This window comes from Methanobacterium sp., assembly GCA_039666455.1.
Lineage (GTDB): Archaea > Methanobacteriota > Methanobacteria > Methanobacteriales > Methanobacteriaceae > Methanobacterium_D.
Genome location: JAVSLW010000052.1, coordinates 1 through 15,874 on the forward strand (window position 1 = coordinate 1; position 15,874 = coordinate 15,874).

Genomic DNA, 15,874 nt, shown 5'->3' on the forward strand with positions numbered 1-15,874 from the left:
CTTCACGTACTTCAGTTTTGTAAAGGTCTCCAATTGGTAAAATATCTACACCTCCATCACCGTATTTTGTAAAGTATCCTACAAGCAGCTCTGTTCTGTTACCGGTTCCTGCAACTATTCGCTGCATTGAATTGGAGTGATAATATAAGAGTATCATCCTGATCCTTGCCTTCAAGTTGGCATTTGCAAGGTTACTCTTACTGCATTCAGGACACAATTTAGGAAATGGTTTTATTAAATGGTCTATATTTAAAATCTTATATTTTATGCCTAATTCTTCTGCTACTTTAACAGCGTCTTTTATATCTTCAGAGGAAGTTGTATCGCTTGGAAGCACAAGTCCAAGTATTCTATTAGCTCCAACGGATTTTGCGCATATATAGGCTACCAATGAAGAATCTACACCCCCACTTAATCCAATTACAAGTCCTTTTGAGTTTGATTCATCTAACTTATCCTTAATAAAACTGCTTATAGTTTCAACTGTTTTTTGCATATCTAAGGGGGCGATGATTCTATTTTGCATTTTAATCACACTAAGTTAAAAATGAATTTTAATTTCAATAGAGTATATTATTCATTTTTCTATAAATCTCTATATTTTTTTAATATTAAACATAAGTCCAAATAAATATATTTAGTATCCTATAATAGTTTTTAAAAGTATCTATATTATAGAGAAACATAGTAATATCTGGAGGATGAAAGGTGCCTAAAAGTATTAAGGACATTTTAATTGAAATGAAGAACATGTCAGAATTAATGGTGGATTTAGCTTATTCAGCATTGCTTTTTAACAGTAAAGATGCCGCAGAAGAAGTAAAAAAACTTGAAAACAAAATTAACAGACTTAACTATCAAATCAAAAGAGAATCTCTCCTTGCTGCAAGAACAGTAGAGGACGCAGAAAAATTAACAGCTCTTCTTGAGGTTGGTGAAGCCACAGAAACAATAGCAGGTTCAGCTAAGGACATAGCAGACCTGGTTATAAAAGGTATAAAACCACATCCTGTATTTAAAATGGCTATGGAAGAGTCGGATGAGATGATTATAAGAGTAAAAATATTTGAGGGTTCAGAATTAATTGATAAATCTCTGGGAGAACTTTTACTTGCCACTCGAACCGGGATGAGAGTTATTGCAGTAAGGAGAAATGAATCATGGGTTTATGGTCCTGATAAGAATACTGTGCTTGCAGCCGATGATACTTTAATAGCCAAAGGAAACGAAACTGGTGGATCTATGCTTGAAAAGCTTGCAAAAGGCGAAATTAAGCTTGAAGATCTTGAATATGAAGAATTTAGTGAAGATTAAATGCTTCAAGACATGTTACAGATTACTGGCTATTTTTTGCATAATATCTGGTTTAAATTAAATGTAAAAATCACTGAATTACAGGTAATAAATTGGAAAAATACTCATTTTTTAAAGAGTTATTGGTAATGTTCCCAAACATTTATAAGTGATTGGGATATATATTCTCTTGTATTATCATAAAAGGTGTTGGATAGAAAAATGGACGATGTAGATCTGGCTATACTACGTTCCTTAATTAAAAATTCAAGAATTACAATATCTCAGATGTCAAAAGAGATAAACGTACCTGATGCCACAATATCTAACAGGCTTAAAAAATTAGAAACCAATGTAATAAAGCGTTATACTATGATACCAGACTGGCAGAAGGTTGGTCTGGAGATAACTTCAATAATAATAATCCAGACAGAGTCTGAAAAACACGAATCAGTTAAAGAAGGGCTTTCAATACTTGAAGAAGTATCAGAAGTGTACAGTGTGTCAGGAGAATATGATATTCTTATTAAAGTCTGGGTTCAGAGTATTGAAGAACTCAATCAACTGATAAATGCTAAAATTCGTTCAGTTGATGGTGTCGAGGATTTAACTGAAATGATTGTAATGGAACGCGTTAAAGAAGATATTCCAACATTTTAAGGATTAAAAGATAGAAATGTCTGTAATTAAAAGCAAAAACTATCATGTTTTAAGTCTGTTTAAGCTTTACTTTAAACTGGCAGACACCATGATTTCAGGGTGGTTGTGTGAAATGGATGGAGAAAGCACTGAAGAGGACCTGGCAAAAAGTACAGCTTATTTTAAACTGGATGGTCAGAATTTCAATCATACTATCCAAAAAATCTCTAATAGCACTTTCCGTCCCTTCCTTAATATTTAATAGAATTGCATCATTTTTTAAGGAAGTATCCAGGGTTATAAGAGAAGCTTTTACAGCCTTAATTGTAGCTACTTTAGGAGGTCTTGTAGCAGGTATTTTATTAAGTAACATGACTGGACAAATAGAGGCGCTCCCAGGGCTTTTGATTCTTATACCTGGATCAATTGGTATGAGGGGAAATATTTTTGGGGCTTTAGGTTCACGTCTAAGTTCACAGCTCCATATTGGTATACTCTCTCCTGAACTTAAAAGATCAGATATTTTAAACCAGAATATTATCTCAGCTATGATTCTAACTGTTGTGATGTCTATTTTTCTTGCTTTCATGGCCAAGATATTTTCACTTATTCTTGGATTTGAAAGCATGGGAATAGTTGATTTTACAGTAATATCTGTGTTAGGGGGGATCTTTTCAGGGATACTGATGTTACCAGCAACTATTTTAATTGCACTTAAAAGCTATGAAAACGGATGGGATCCTGATAACGTCACAACACCTTTAATCACCAATGCAGGAGACCTTTTTACTCTTCCCGCAATTATTTTAGCAGTTCAAATCCTGTTATGGATAAGAAACGGGTTTTTTGAAGTGGTATTATTCCTAATATTCATTGCAATTGGAATAATAGGAGTTCTAATAGGCTTAAGAGGGGATTTACAACTTAAAAAAATTGTAAAGCAGAGCATACCCACCCTTCTTATATCCTCTATTTTTGGTACAGCAGCAGGTACAATATTAACAGACAGGTTGCATGTGGTTTTGCAAAATCCAATTATTTTAACACTGGTCCCTATGTTTTCAGCTCAAGGAGGAAGCCTTGTAAGTGTATTAGGTGCAAGGCTGTCTTCAGGACTGCACGCAGGTATTGTGGAATCATCACTTAAACCTGCAGGACAGGCACTGGTTAACTTTGGAATAATTTTCATCCTTGCTGTTATGATATATCCCACCATTGGATTTTTAGCCCATTTTGCAGGTGTTTTTATAGGAATACCATCGCCAGGAATTGAAGCAATGGTTTTAATAGGTTTCCTTGCAGGAATGATTCTTATACCTTTAATAATGATAATGGCGTTCTATTTAAGCGTTATTTCATATAAGAAAGGCTTAGATCCTGATAACATTGTCATACCGTTAGCTACAAGTATGACTGACCCGGTAGCTACCACCAGCCTTGTAATCGTAGTTCTTTTAATTTTAGGGGCTGCAGTATAAAAAATATTATCAACACTCTGATTAAACACTTTAAAATAAAACTTTAAAATAAAAAATGGAATAGAATAATTTTATTTAAGTTACAGACTCTTCGTAGAGAACTTCACCAATCTTTTTAAGCTTATCCATACCTTTAACTTCTTCAGCTTGAAGCGGTATTTGTGCTATAAGCTGCTTTCCAAACTTCTCATGGATTGTTTTAAGACGTTCTTCCTGTATTTTACGTCTTGCAGCACAGAACTCACAATCTGCTTCTTCTGGCTGGATCTGGTTTACAATAACTCCATCAGCCATCATATTATACTTTGCAAGTGCTTCCATAGCCCTTTCAGACTCATAAATTGACATTTCCTCAGGTATAACAACCATTTTGAAAGAAGTTCTTTCAGGGTCAGCTAAAACGCCTCTTGCTTCCCTGATTTTCTTTTTAGTTTCTTCCATATCCTCTAAAGCACGGTCTTCCTCTTCTTCATCACCCATAAATGGCATAATGTTTTTAAATGCCTTGGCCATGCTTCCAACCTGGCGCCTGATCTTTATCATCTTCCCTACCCATGAATCCATCATTTCAGGAAATGAAAGTAAACGTAATGTGTGCCCTGTTGGAGCAGTATCAAATACAACTATGTCATATTCATCAGTGGTCATGTACTGAAGGAATTTATCAAATGCTGCAGTTTCATCAATACCAGGAGCCATTGAAGCCATATCCATCTGATCCTGGAGTAATCCCATATCCATACCAGGATTCATAGCTTGCTGTTCCTGCATCTTTGCCTGGTAGTCCTTCATAGCCACTTCAGGGTCGATTTCCACTGCTTCAAGGTTTTCAGCTATAGGTGTTGGATTATGTCCTATGTTCCGCTCAAAAGAGTCAGATAGGGAGTGTGCAGGGTCTGTGGAAATAACAAGAGTCTTTTTACCATGCCTTGCAAACCATAATGCTGTAGCGGCAGATACAGTTGTTTTACCGACTCCTCCTTTTCCTCCAATGAATACGAATGTTGTTTTTCCTTTGTTGAATTTAAAAAGATCTTTAAATGCCATATTAATCCTCCATAATCAATACTCTAAATCAATTAAAATCAGATATCAATTATAGTTACATTTTGTTCTTTCTATATTTAACTCCACCACCCAAATAATGTTATCAAATTTGTTTCATTAAATATTATTTTTAATAGAAATTATAAGGTTTTAACTGATATAAAAATTGTATATTACCTTTGAGAGGGAGTAGAATGAAATTTTAAGCCATACTTTATACATTGACGATACAATCAATTGGGAATCTCTTAAAAATAAAGAAAAATTCAAAAAATCAAAACCTAAAAAGCCAACTTCTCCTCCAAAACCTAACAAAAATGATAGAAAATATACTCCTAAATTTGGTTTTCTTGATAGATTTTCGACGCATTTTTTTCGATAAAAAAACCTCAAAATTTTTAATTTTAAAGATCATGGAGAAATTTTTAGAGAGTGATTAAAAAAGAAGTAAAGTGAATAGGTGAACCCTTTCTTACTCGCTCCCATTCCACCTACGTGGACATCATCCTTTCAGAAGGACTTACTCACCTTGTATATATAGCTACTTCTTTATATAAAAAGTTAACTTCAATATTTTTTGTGATCCAAGAGTGCTTGTGGGAGTTAATATGAATAATAAATGATATTTTGAGAATTATGTTTTTTAGAAGTGATTTTAGTACCAAACCTGCAAAACTAAAAACCAGGGTTGAGGATTGGGATTAAAACTCATCTGTTCTTTAGGAGTCTCTTTTGGAACACTTACAATATATGCATCAAAATTTCTATCTTTATTTCCAGGAGTTCTAACATGAAACCATAAAACTCCTTCAGTATCACTTTCAAGTAAATTTGAAATTTTTCCAGTAACATTTATGGGTGTTGAACTGAATTTTTCTCCATTTCCATTATCTGCGGTTTTTTCAGGCCGATCTATTATCCAAGATGGAGAATTATCTCCTATATTTGCAGGCACTGTTAAAATATAGAAATCAGCTGTATTCAATTCACTTAGGGTTATATTAAAGTTTTGACAGGTCCATTTAGGCTTTCCAGGAGATTCATTAGAGGAATGGTCAGGATTAGGACATATGGTTTCTGAATAGTTCTTTTTGTGGGTATTATTGTAAATTACAGCTTTAACGTCCAGGGGCTCAAAAATCACTGTTCGATTTGTAACAGCAACTTCCACAGCATTTTCAGGGCTATTGTTCATTATTTCAATGGGATTTAATTCAGGATTTGCTGGATAAATCATCAGACTGGAATTAACTCCATAGGGCAAAACTTTTCCATAAATCAGGGAGTTGTAATTATTCTTCAGTGCGCTGATTTTTTTTACAGAAAGCGTGTTTGGAATGACTTTGCCTGTTTCAGGATCAATCAATGCAAGCCCCGGTGTTGTAAGATTATTATTTCCACATTCCCAGTTATCAGGTGATCCAGGGGTTTTTATGAGCATGTCTGCAGCGTCAGTGGTCACCCTTTCCAGTGAAAACCTTGCCGAGTAATCAGTGGCTTTATAGCTTGCCATATCAATTGCATCTGCTGAAATGCCAAGAATAAGTGTTATTATGACCAGCGCCAGCATCACATCCAGTGTGAAAGCCTGACCCTGCTTATCCAAAATAAAGCCTTTTTTATTCATTAAACCACCATTAGCCTGTATGATTTGCTATCCCGTATTTGGAGCGGTGCCCATTGTCCAGATATAATTTACAGAAATCAGTACTGTTAAAATAGTATATAAGTTCAAATCCGTTGTAAATAGTATTGTTAAATATTACGTGATCGATTGAGCAGGGAGCATAGTCTAACGTGTCGTTGGTTGATACAGAGGGTATTATGAATGTTTCCATTCCATAATGTGAACATGTAGCCTTACCTTCTAATCTGCATAAAAAACAGGCTCCATCACTGCTTTCATGGAAATATCCGTTATCAATGCAATTTTTGAGATTAATTAGATTATTTGATTGGCCATGAGTTTTGTAGGAGTCATAGGGACATTTTTTGATGATAAGGGGAGATGTTGCATTTAAATAAACTTCTGCGTTGGTCATATTTTTGCTTTTAAGGTAATTTACAAGGCTTGAGCCGTAAATAATTCTGTTACTTGTATTGTTAACACCACCGAAATTTTTACACTGTATAAACGGAAGAGGGTCAGGAATTGGATAATTAGGGTCTATAATTGAAATATTCTGGCTTAAATTTTCTCTATGAGATATATTGCCCTTAACTATGCAAATTGTTGAATTTATTTCTACTTTAAAAGGATCTTTGGCTGTATTTATAGATAATATATTGCACGTGGTGTTAATTCCTTCGTTATGATAGTTTTTAGTTAAATTGTCTATTTTTTCTTGCAAACTATCCTTTACAGTCATTCTGCTATTTTGTAATGGATCACCGCTTACTATTACATTATTTGCAGTTTTTTGCAGCACATTCACTGCTATTAATGGTAAATTTTCATCTATATCTCTTGAAGTTGAAAATACAACGTCAGATTGAACCAGTAATCCCTGTGATTGGCTTCCTGTGTGGGCCATATCTGCAAAAACTACTACCAGATAAATTGCAGGGATTATTAGAAGAAAAGAAAGTCCGCTGATCACATAGCCTTTTTGATCCATTTATATCTCCTTATATCCATAATGGTCTTATATTTGCTACTTTTATTATAAAATAGAGGTTGTATATAAATTAATTGTTATGTTATGACTAAATATCACTTATAATCATGCTATTTTAGTATTAACTCTTTATTTTAATAAAAAAAGTAATTTTAAAGAACAAACAATCTTAAACATGATTGTTCTTATTTGATTTTTAAAAATAAGATTATCTTCGAATTTTAATTTGATTGGATGAAAAAATATAATTATAATCATATAAATATTATTAATGGTGATATTATGCTTTCCAAAATACCTATAGATATTAATAAAATAAAACAGGAAGATCTGGACCGGGAAATTCTACGTGTATCTATAATAGCTGAATTAGATGCTGTAAACCTTTATGAAGAAATGGCAAACATGACAGACAACGCTGATCTAAAAGCGATTCTTTTAGATATAGCCCGGGAAGAAAAAACTCATGTAGGAGAATTTCAGACCATGCTACTCATGTTAGACCCCGAACAGGTGGAAGAATTGGAAAAAGGTAGGGAAGAAGTAGAAGAACTAACTGGAAAGAAATAAAGAAAGAAATTTTAAAAGTGTATTAAATAGCTTGAAATAATTATAAAATACTATTTCGAGCTTAAATTTTCTATTTGTTGCTAACTTATTAATTTTTGCACTAAATTAAGAATTTAGAGGGAAAATGGTTACAATTACGCCAGATCAGGTTTTTATCTATGTAATAATAGGATATACAGCAATATTGGCGATTATAATTTATTTTACTCGAGCTACACTTCGTAGAATAGCTGGAGCATTGGTAGGGGGTCTGGGCACCGCTTTTACAATGGGAATTTTAATAGATACAATAGGGGTTTCATTAGGATTAGGGTATTATCCGGGTTCCACTGACTAAATAATCTTATTTTTTAACAAAATTCCTGAGCACTCCAATCCCTTCAATCTCAACTTCAACAGTATCTCCAATGTTCATCGGTCCAACACCTGGAGGAGTTCCCGTCGCTATTACATCACCAGGTTTAAGAGTCATTATGTTTGATATAAATTCAACAAGTTCATAAACATTGAATATCATATTTTTTGTATTTGATTTTTGTTTTATTTCTCCATTGAGTTTGAGTGATATGTTCTGATTCGTTGGATCTAAATCAGTTTCAATACAGGGTCCAATTGGGCAGAATGTGTCAAAACTCTTTGCTCGTGTCCACTGGCCGTCTTTTTGTTGTAAATCTCTTGCTGTTACATCATTTAAAGCAGTATATCCTCCTATAAAATCTGCGGCATCTCCTGATTTTACATTTTTTGCTTCTTTAGAAATAATGGCGCCAAGTTCGGCTTCAAAATCAACATGACTACTTGTATTTGGATAAATTATGTCATTTAAATGGCCAATTACAGATGTTGGAGGTTTTATAAAGATTATGGGTTCATCTGGAAGTTCCATGTTGAGTTCTGTGGCGTGATCTCTGTAATTTAAGCCTACGCACACCACTTTTGAAGGCGAAACTGGAGGTTTTACTTTAATATCCTCTAAAAGGTAAACATGGCTTTTTTTAAATTTTTGGATAGAAGATGAGTTAATTGCTTTAAGGATCGAACATGACAGTTCTATTATGTTTTTATCTTCTAATAATCCAGTTTTTTCTTTTCCATCAGCTATAAATTGTATAACTTTCATAATCACTATTTCCTGGAATTTCAAAGTTTATAAATTTTAGATAATTCTTTCAATGGGGACAACCAGTATATCTCTTGCACCTACTTTTTTAAGCTTGTTTACAATATTAAACACTTCATGCTCATCCACAACTGCATGAACTGCCACGATGTCTTCATCTGATAAGACCTGAGAGACTGTGGGTCCTGTAAGTCCGGGCATTGCTTTTTTAACATCTTCCAGAAATTCCTTGTCCACGTTCATCATCACCAGCTTTTTGCCCTCTGCATCAAGAACTCCCCGGATACCGGTTCTTACAGCTTCAATCTTCTCATTTTTCTCTTTAAAACTGTTTTTATTTGCAATTAGCTTTATAGAACTTTTTAAAATGGTATCTATGATTTTAAGGTGGTTCATTTTTAAGGTGGTGCCAGTGCTTGTAAGGTCAGTGATTATGTCTGCAACACCGATAAATGGTGCAATTTCAGTTGATCCGCTTAATTCAACTATTTTAACATCCAATCCTTTGTCTTTAAAGTATTTTTCTGTTAAATGAGGGAATTCTGTAGCTACAACTGCTCCGTGGTCGATATCTAAAATATTGTATATTCTGGAATCTTCAGGGACAGCTAAAACCAGTTTTGCCCTTCCAAAGTTAAGATCTTCTAATATTTCAACATCTGCATCCTTTTCTTCAATCAGGTCAAGGCCGGTCATTCCAAGATCCGCTGCCCCATCAGCAACAAATTCAGGGATATCTGCAGCCCTTGTAAACATCACACTTATTTCTTCATCCAGAGTCTTTGAAAAAAGCTTTCTATTTGCCGTATCTTTAATACCTATCCCTGCTTTTTCTAAAAGCTTAACTGCAGGGTCACTTATCCTTCCTTTGGAGGGAAGGGCAATTTTAAGTTGCATTTAAATCCTCCTGAGGTTCAAGTTAATTTTGATTTATGAAATGATGAATGCACTATTAGTTAATTAGGAGGGTTAGATATTTATGTACTTCTATGGATTAGAAAGTGATCAGGAGGTAATGTTAGAAGTTAAAGATTTTATAAGCAAACCAAAAATATCTTTAAGTTCATGTGCTATATTTAAGCATAGATGTGGTCCTATGGAGACAAGAAGCATTTTAATTGATAACGTCACAATTTTAGGTAGTGCTATAAAAAAAGGCTCTGTTGTGGTGGAAAATGATAAAATCATTGAAATAACAGATAAAACTGGTATTTATAAGGCAGATGAAGTTATTAATGGTGAAAAGAAGGTTTTAATGCCTGGACTTGTAAATACACATACTCACCTATCTATGAGTCTTCTGCGGGGACTTGCAGATGATTTACCTCTTGACGCATGGTTAAATGATCATATCTGGCCAGTTGAGGCCAGTTTAAAAGGAGAATACTGCTATGCAGGAGCTCTGCTTGCCTGTATTGAGATGATAAAGTCTGGAACCACCACATTTAACGATATGTACTTTTTTATGGACGATGTGGCAAAGGCAGTTGATAAAGCTGGTTTAAGGGGAATGCTCTCTCATGGAATGATTGATCTGGGCGATGAAGAGAAGCGAAGGACTGAATTTAAGGAAACACTGCGAATAATTGAAAAATGCCACGACACTGCAGATGGCAGAATTAAGGCTGCATTTGGGCCGCATGCACCATACACATGTTCTGAAGAACTTTTAAGAGGGGTTAGAGAAAAAGCAGATAAAATGGGTCTTAAAATTCATATACATGTCAGTGAAACGGAATTTGAAGTTCAGCAGGTCACTGAAGCTCATGGATCAAGGCCTTTTGAATACCTGGATGAAATAGGGTTTTTAGGTGATGATGTGATAGCAGCTCATGCAGTCTGGCTTTCAGATAAAGAAATAGAAGTTATTAAAAATAATGAAGTTAATTTATCTCATAATCCTGCAAGTAATATGAAATTAGCGTCAGGGATATCTCCTGTTTCTAAATTAATTGATGTTGGTGTGAATGTGTCGCTTGGAACTGATGGTGCGGCATCAAATAACAATATGGACATGATTGAAGAGATGAAAATTGCAGCACTGCTTCAAAAAATTGATACTATGGATTCAACAGTACTTCCAGCTCAAAAAGTCTTTGAAATGGCCACAACATGTGGTGCAAAAGCATTAGGGCTTCAAGATGAGATAGGAACAATAGAAACTGGAAAAAAAGCAGATATGATTATTTTAGATATGAATACTGCTCATTTATCTCCATTCAGGCACCCGGTGTCGCATCTTGTGTATGCAGCTAACGGCAGCGACGTTGATACGGTGATATGTAATGGAGAAATATTAATGCAAAACAGGGAACTAAAAGTACTGGATGAAGCTTCAGTAATTAAATTAGCTGAAAAAGCAGTAGAAGAACTCTTATCAAAAAGTTAAAGCAGTAAATTGATTAATATGGATAAATTAGTCTTATTTGATATAGATAGAACGTTAATTGACAGGTCCGGGTGCCATCATAATGCATTCTCCTATGCATTTAAAAAGGTGTACAGAGTAGATGCAGATATAAGAATTATTAATTATGGGGGAATGACCGATCCAGCTATTGCAATCGAGGTTTTAAAGAAAACAGGGCTAAAAAAAGATATTATTTATTCCAAGCTTCCCGAATGTATGGATACGATTGTAGACTACTTCCTGAAGAATCTGAAAAGGGACAGGATTCATATCTTACCTGGCGTGAATGATTTACTGGAATTATTAGATGCTAATGGAATTTTACTGGGTTTAGTCACCGGAAATTTAGAGCCCATTGCATGGGGGAAGCTTGAATCTATCCATATTAACCATTATTTTAAGTTCGGGGGTTTTGGAAGCGATAGCATAAATAGGACTGAACTGGTTAAAGCTGCCATTAAAAAAGCTCAAAGTAGCTATAATTTTAATGGAACAACATTTGTAATTGGAGACACACCCAGAGACATAAAAGCAGGATTTGAAGCAGATGCTAAGACAATTGCTGTTGCAACAGGTACCTATTCAATGGATGAACTTAAAGAATACAATCCTGATTTTCTTTTTGATGATTTGAGGAAGACAAAAAGTGTTTTGAATGTTGTAATGAAGTGAACAGTGTCTTGACAACTTAGTTATGGTATATTTTGTCGCATGCTTTGACCAGAGAATTATTTAGGATATGTTTCCGGGGTCTCAAAATCTAGAAGATTTGGAAGATCATCAAAAACAACGTCCAGTCCACACATACTGGGCACATAATTGGCAGCTTTAGCTGAATCAACCCCAATAACCTGAAATCCAAGCTCTTCTATCGGGGCCACTACCATGCAGGTGTCGCATACCATTTTTCCACCGGCTTTTTCTATTATGTCTGTGTAACCCATTCTATCAGCTGCAGCTTTTGTGGAAATGGATGTGCACACCCATAACTCATTTTTAAGCTGTTTTCCAGCTATCTTTTCTGCAATGCTCTTAATTTCTTCAATGGATGCATGTGGACAACCTAAACATATTAAATCAGGTTTTCTGCTCGTTGTTGAAAGTTTTTCCCTGATTTCATCTATTTCTGTTCTATCAACACTTATTTTTTCTAAATCAGTGCTTTCAAGTCCTTCAAGGGCAAATTCATATTCTGGAGTTAAATTTTCAACATGATAAAGTGCCACAGCGCCGGATGATGCAAGTGCAGCTCCTAAACCTTTAAGATCATCAGTTTTGGAAGTGTTTTTAAATCTAAAATAAGGCACACCATCACCCACTGCTTTCCCAACTAAATAACCAGTAGCACCGTAATCTACTCCTTTAATTTCATCTTCAACTTCCACGATCAAACTGGCTTTTCGCTCTTCATCGAGATGATAACCGTATTCTGGAGTTTTCCCACAGATTGCAGCTGAAAGCGCACCAGGACCACCTTCTCTGTTTGTTCTGGCACCTATAACTGAATTTACATATGCTACAGCAGATGATTCAGACCATGCAACATGGTCTCCTTTTACTGGAACGTTTCCAACAAGATAGGGGGTACAGGTACAGGTGGTGGTTATATCCATTTTTCTGTAGGCTTCAATTATTTTTAATTGCCTTTTGGTGAATTCTTCTGAAAATCCAAGCTCTTTCCATCTTTCAAGATCTACACCTGCAGGGTTCAGGGTTGATGGAACCATGATCCGGGCATCTTTAGCCATGTCTTCTAAAAATTCAAGGCCTGCATCGCCTATTGTTTTGTAGGAAACTCCTGATATCTGGGCAGATGTTATGTTAACCAGTCTTTCAGCATTATAAATATCTCCTAATGCTACCAGTATTTCCATACTTTTTTGGGCTGAAGGCCCGTATTCGCCTTCTAACATTTTTTCTTCTTGAGGTGTTAGGTACATGTGATCACTTTATCTGGGTTCCCACAATTTCATCCACAATATCTATAAAATTATCCATATCTTTAAAGGGCACTACAGCACCTGCAGCAATTGTATGGCCGCCGCCTGTTCCATTAAAACTTTTTGCAGCTTCACCAAGCGCATAACTAAGATCCACACCCTTTTTAATCATGGGCATGGTAGTTCTTCCAGATATTTTTATTATATCATGCATCCGGGATATGGCTATAACCGGTTTATTTGGGTCTAAAATTTCAAGTTCAAGTCCAATACTTGATATTGTACCTACCAGGCGCTTTTTCTCCTTATCTTCAGTGTAAATGTATTGTATATTATCTAATTGAACTGAACCTTCCTTATTAATCCATTCTATTCCTTTAATCAGATTGTCCCTGTATTTTTGGTCTAATTTAATACCTTCTTTTAGTGCTTCTTCTCTTTCACCTATACAGATGCTGACGCCTGTGCCATACTTTTTATTTTTACCGCAGGCATCAAGAATTCTGGAATAATCTTCGATATTTCTTAATTGGGGTGTTTCACGTGGCACACTGTATATTTTGCCAAATATTCGGGGATTAATTTTTGTAAGCTCTTCTTTAAGAAGATCTTTCTCTTCATCTGATAGATCATCAAATTTAATTCCATAGGATAATCCGTGTTCTAAGAGGAATGCTCTGGCTCCTTCAGGGTCTCCTGAAATGCCTTTTAGGGCGGGGCTAAAGCTATATGCCAGTGCCTTGTATACGGGTTCTTCCTTTTTATATGTTATTTTAAGGCCTTCATGTTCTTCTATGATCCCTGCTTGCATCCCCTCGTTAAGAATCATTCTGTTAACTCCCTGTATTTCATCGCTGCACTGCATATCTCCAAAGGCGCCTACAAGCGCAAGTCCTGAAAGATCAGCGTTTTCCATTCCTCTTACTGATATGTAAGAAATTCCTGAAGCACTTACATCGCGAGTTCCATCCATTCCAAATAGATGAGGGTTAACATGAATTAAATTTTGAAGGCCGTCGTCATCATAATCAGGTATCTGATGATGGTCACATATAACAGCATCCCCTTTAAGCTTGCTAATTAAATCAGGGTATGCACTCCCCATATCAAGGAAAACAAATATTTTATATTTTTCTGCCCTTAATTTTTGAATAAATTCCTCTGAAGCACGTGGAATTATTGTGACGTGGAACTTACCTCCCTGTCTGGATATTGCATTGCACATTACTCCAGCGGCGGATAATCCATCAGAATCATTGTGAGAGATAACTCTCACAATATGTCTCTTATTTATATGCTCTTTTATAAGGGAGCATGCCTCATCAGCCCTATTTAACAAGGAGCGCTGCGCTTCTTGGGTCATATCTCCATCCTTCAGGAAGTACACCTTCTCTTACATAGTATTTAACCAATCTTCTTATTTTAGATTCGATGATTCTTAAGCCTCTTCTTGTGTGAAGGTCTTTTGGATTTTCTTCCAGGTGGTCCCTTATGTTAACAGCCCTTCTTATGAGGTTCATGAGATCTTCAGGGTATTTAAGTTTCTGACCGTGATCTTCAAGTATTCTGGTTATTTTTTTACCTGTTATGAGTTTTACATCTGGAATTCCGTACTGGTCTCTTAGAACTATTCCTATCATGCTTGTGGAGTTTCCTTCTTTTTTTAATTTTAAAATTAGTTCTTCAATTTCTTCATTTGAATATTCAATCCATTCAGGCTTAACTGCCATAAAATCACCTCTAAATTATTTTTCTATTAGGACTAATCACCATCTGCATTCTCAGTTAACCAGGATGCAAATTTCTCCAGTGATTTACGTCTGTGAGAAAATTCATTTTTTTCACTTCTTATAAGCTCTCCAAAGGTTTTATTAAATCCTTCTGGAATAAAAAGCGGGTCATAGGCAAATCCATAACTTCCTCGCTCTTTGTATGATATATGTCCCTTAACAGTGCCTAAAAAAATCTCGGGCTCGGATTTGGGAGTGCAGTACCCAACAACCGACCTGAACTCGGCGTATCTGTCTTCAACATCTTTCATGAGCTTTAAAATACCATAATTGCCTAAAGTTTCCTGCACATAGGATGAATAAGTTCCTGGAAACCATTTCAGGGCTTTAATAAAAAGACCAGCATCTTCTACTATTACAGGTCTTTTTAACTTGTTTGCAGCATATTTTGCGCCGTATCTGGCAACATCTTCAAGGTCTCCCTGTATTTCAGGGTATCCTAGATCTGTATGCTCAAGTGAAATGCCAAATTTTTCAAAAATTCCTCTGGCTTCTTTTACTTTGTGTTCATTCCCTGTTATAAAGTTTATCTTTACCATGCTATTTCCTTGAAAATTTATAATCAGTAGATCGTAAAGTGAATTTATATTTATTGTGCAGGGTGTAATATTTTGTTATGATCCAAAAACACCTGCGTGATAAGTTAGCAAATGATGATGTATTAAATTCCTCGAAAATCGGAGATTTTCAGCAGTTTCGCAAAAAACTGGATCGAAACGTACTTGAACCCAAAGTCAAAAACATTATGCACTTAACTATATTTTGATATATAGGTTTTAATAGATTTCATGGCCTTAAAATATAATGGAGTTATTTAATATTGTTTTTTCATTTTTATATAAATTTCGGTGTTTGTGGTAACAAAATAAAGTGTTATTAAGTGCTTATTTACCGAAAAAAGTTTATATAATGCCTTTTAAGATTAAAATCACGAATCTGAAAGGAGCGTGATAAAATGAAAGGAATACT

General features: G+C 35.2%; 17 protein-coding genes. 7 read left to right on the forward strand and 10 right to left on the reverse strand.

Annotated features, from left to right (window positions below):
- Positions 1-526 (reverse strand): NAD(+) synthase (nadE, locus tag PQ963_10785; protein ID MEN4030144.1); only part of this gene is annotated, 526 nt, incomplete at its 3' end.
- 215 nt (positions 527-741) lie between these two features.
- Here nadE and PQ963_10790 point away from each other — a divergent pair.
- The 3 genes from PQ963_10790 (at position 742) to PQ963_10800 (ending at position 3,410) form a co-directional block, all read left to right on the forward strand.
- Positions 742-1,314 carry a potassium channel family protein gene (locus tag PQ963_10790; protein MEN4030145.1) on the forward strand — a complete coding sequence of 191 codons (573 nt, stop codon included), beginning with the start codon at positions 742-744 and terminating at the stop codon, positions 1,312-1,314.
- A gap of 189 nt (positions 1,315-1,503) precedes the next feature.
- Positions 1,504-1,953, forward strand: coding sequence for an Lrp/AsnC family transcriptional regulator (locus PQ963_10795; GenBank protein ID MEN4030146.1), 450 nt, complete (start codon positions 1,504-1,506; stop codon positions 1,951-1,953).
- 116 nt (positions 1,954-2,069) lie between these two features.
- Positions 2,070-3,410, forward strand: coding sequence for a magnesium transporter (locus PQ963_10800; GenBank protein ID MEN4030147.1), 1,341 nt, complete (start codon positions 2,070-2,072; stop codon positions 3,408-3,410).
- 75 nt (positions 3,411-3,485) lie between these two features.
- Here the strand turns inward: PQ963_10800 and PQ963_10805 are convergent, their stop codons facing one another.
- The 3 genes from PQ963_10805 to PQ963_10815 form a co-directional block, all read right to left on the reverse strand.
- Entirely contained in the window at positions 3,486-4,457 is a 972-nt protein-coding gene (locus tag PQ963_10805; GenBank protein ID MEN4030148.1) for a TRC40/GET3/ArsA family transport-energizing ATPase, read from the reverse strand.
- Between the two features lie 655 nt (positions 4,458-5,112).
- On the reverse strand, positions 5,113-6,084 hold the full coding sequence (locus PQ963_10810; GenBank protein ID MEN4030149.1) for a hypothetical protein: 972 nt from the start codon (positions 6,082-6,084) through the stop codon (positions 5,113-5,115).
- Between the two features lie 10 nt (positions 6,085-6,094).
- Positions 6,095-7,075: a hypothetical protein gene (locus PQ963_10815; GenBank protein MEN4030150.1), complete on the reverse strand. Its 981-nt coding sequence runs from the start codon at positions 7,073-7,075 to the stop codon at positions 6,095-6,097.
- A 282-nt stretch (positions 7,076-7,357) separates the two neighbouring features.
- On the opposite strand from PQ963_10815, the gene PQ963_10820 reads away from it, so the two are divergent.
- Both PQ963_10820 and PQ963_10825 read left to right on the forward strand, forming a co-directional pair.
- The gene (locus tag PQ963_10820) at positions 7,358-7,645 is read left to right on the forward strand and encodes a ferritin family protein (protein ID MEN4030151.1); all 288 of its coding nucleotides are present in this window, start codon (positions 7,358-7,360) and stop codon (positions 7,643-7,645) included.
- A gap of 124 nt (positions 7,646-7,769) precedes the next feature.
- Positions 7,770-7,982: a hypothetical protein gene (locus PQ963_10825; protein MEN4030152.1), complete on the forward strand. Its 213-nt coding sequence runs from the start codon at positions 7,770-7,772 to the stop codon at positions 7,980-7,982.
- Between the two features lie 6 nt (positions 7,983-7,988).
- On the opposite strand, the gene PQ963_10830 is transcribed toward PQ963_10825, so the two are convergent.
- Positions 7,989-8,765 (reverse strand): fumarylacetoacetate hydrolase family protein, encoded by a 777-nt coding sequence (locus PQ963_10830; protein MEN4030153.1) that lies wholly within the window; start codon positions 8,763-8,765, stop codon positions 7,989-7,991.
- Positions 8,766-8,801: 36 nt separating this feature from the next.
- Entirely contained in the window at positions 8,802-9,662 is an 861-nt protein-coding gene (hisG, locus tag PQ963_10835) for an ATP phosphoribosyltransferase (GenBank protein ID MEN4030154.1), read from the reverse strand.
- Positions 9,663-9,861: 199 nt separating this feature from the next.
- Here hisG and PQ963_10840 point away from each other — a divergent pair, with 199 nt between their 5' ends.
- The gene (locus PQ963_10840; protein ID MEN4030155.1) at positions 9,862-11,154 is read left to right on the forward strand and encodes an amidohydrolase family protein; all 1,293 of its coding nucleotides are present in this window, start codon (positions 9,862-9,864) and stop codon (positions 11,152-11,154) included.
- An 18-nt stretch (positions 11,155-11,172) separates the two neighbouring features.
- Positions 11,173-11,847, forward strand: a complete 675-nt coding sequence (locus PQ963_10845; protein ID MEN4030156.1) for an HAD family hydrolase — start codon at positions 11,173-11,175, stop codon at positions 11,845-11,847.
- Between the two features lie 56 nt (positions 11,848-11,903).
- Here PQ963_10845 and PQ963_10850 read toward each other — a convergent pair whose 3' ends face one another.
- The 4 genes from PQ963_10850 to PQ963_10865 are packed head-to-tail and all read right to left on the reverse strand — an operon-like array spanning position 11,904 to position 15,444.
- On the reverse strand, positions 11,904-13,115 hold the full coding sequence (locus tag PQ963_10850; protein MEN4030157.1) for an aconitase X catalytic domain-containing protein: 1,212 nt from the start codon (positions 13,113-13,115) through the stop codon (positions 11,904-11,906).
- A 4-nt stretch (positions 13,116-13,119) separates the two neighbouring features.
- Positions 13,120-14,478 carry a DHH family phosphoesterase gene (locus tag PQ963_10855; GenBank protein MEN4030158.1) on the reverse strand — a complete coding sequence of 453 codons (1,359 nt, stop codon included), beginning with the start codon at positions 14,476-14,478 and terminating at the stop codon, positions 13,120-13,122.
- A complete protein-coding gene (locus PQ963_10860) occupies positions 14,444-14,845 on the reverse strand; it encodes a 30S ribosomal protein S15 (GenBank protein MEN4030159.1) in 402 nt (133 codons plus the stop codon). Before PQ963_10860 ends, PQ963_10855 begins: the two co-directional genes overlap by 35 nt.
- Positions 14,846-14,877: 32 nt before the next feature.
- On the reverse strand, positions 14,878-15,444 hold the full coding sequence (locus PQ963_10865) for an XTP/dITP diphosphatase (GenBank protein MEN4030160.1): 567 nt from the start codon (positions 15,442-15,444) through the stop codon (positions 14,878-14,880).
- Positions 15,445-15,874 lie beyond the last annotated feature (430 nt).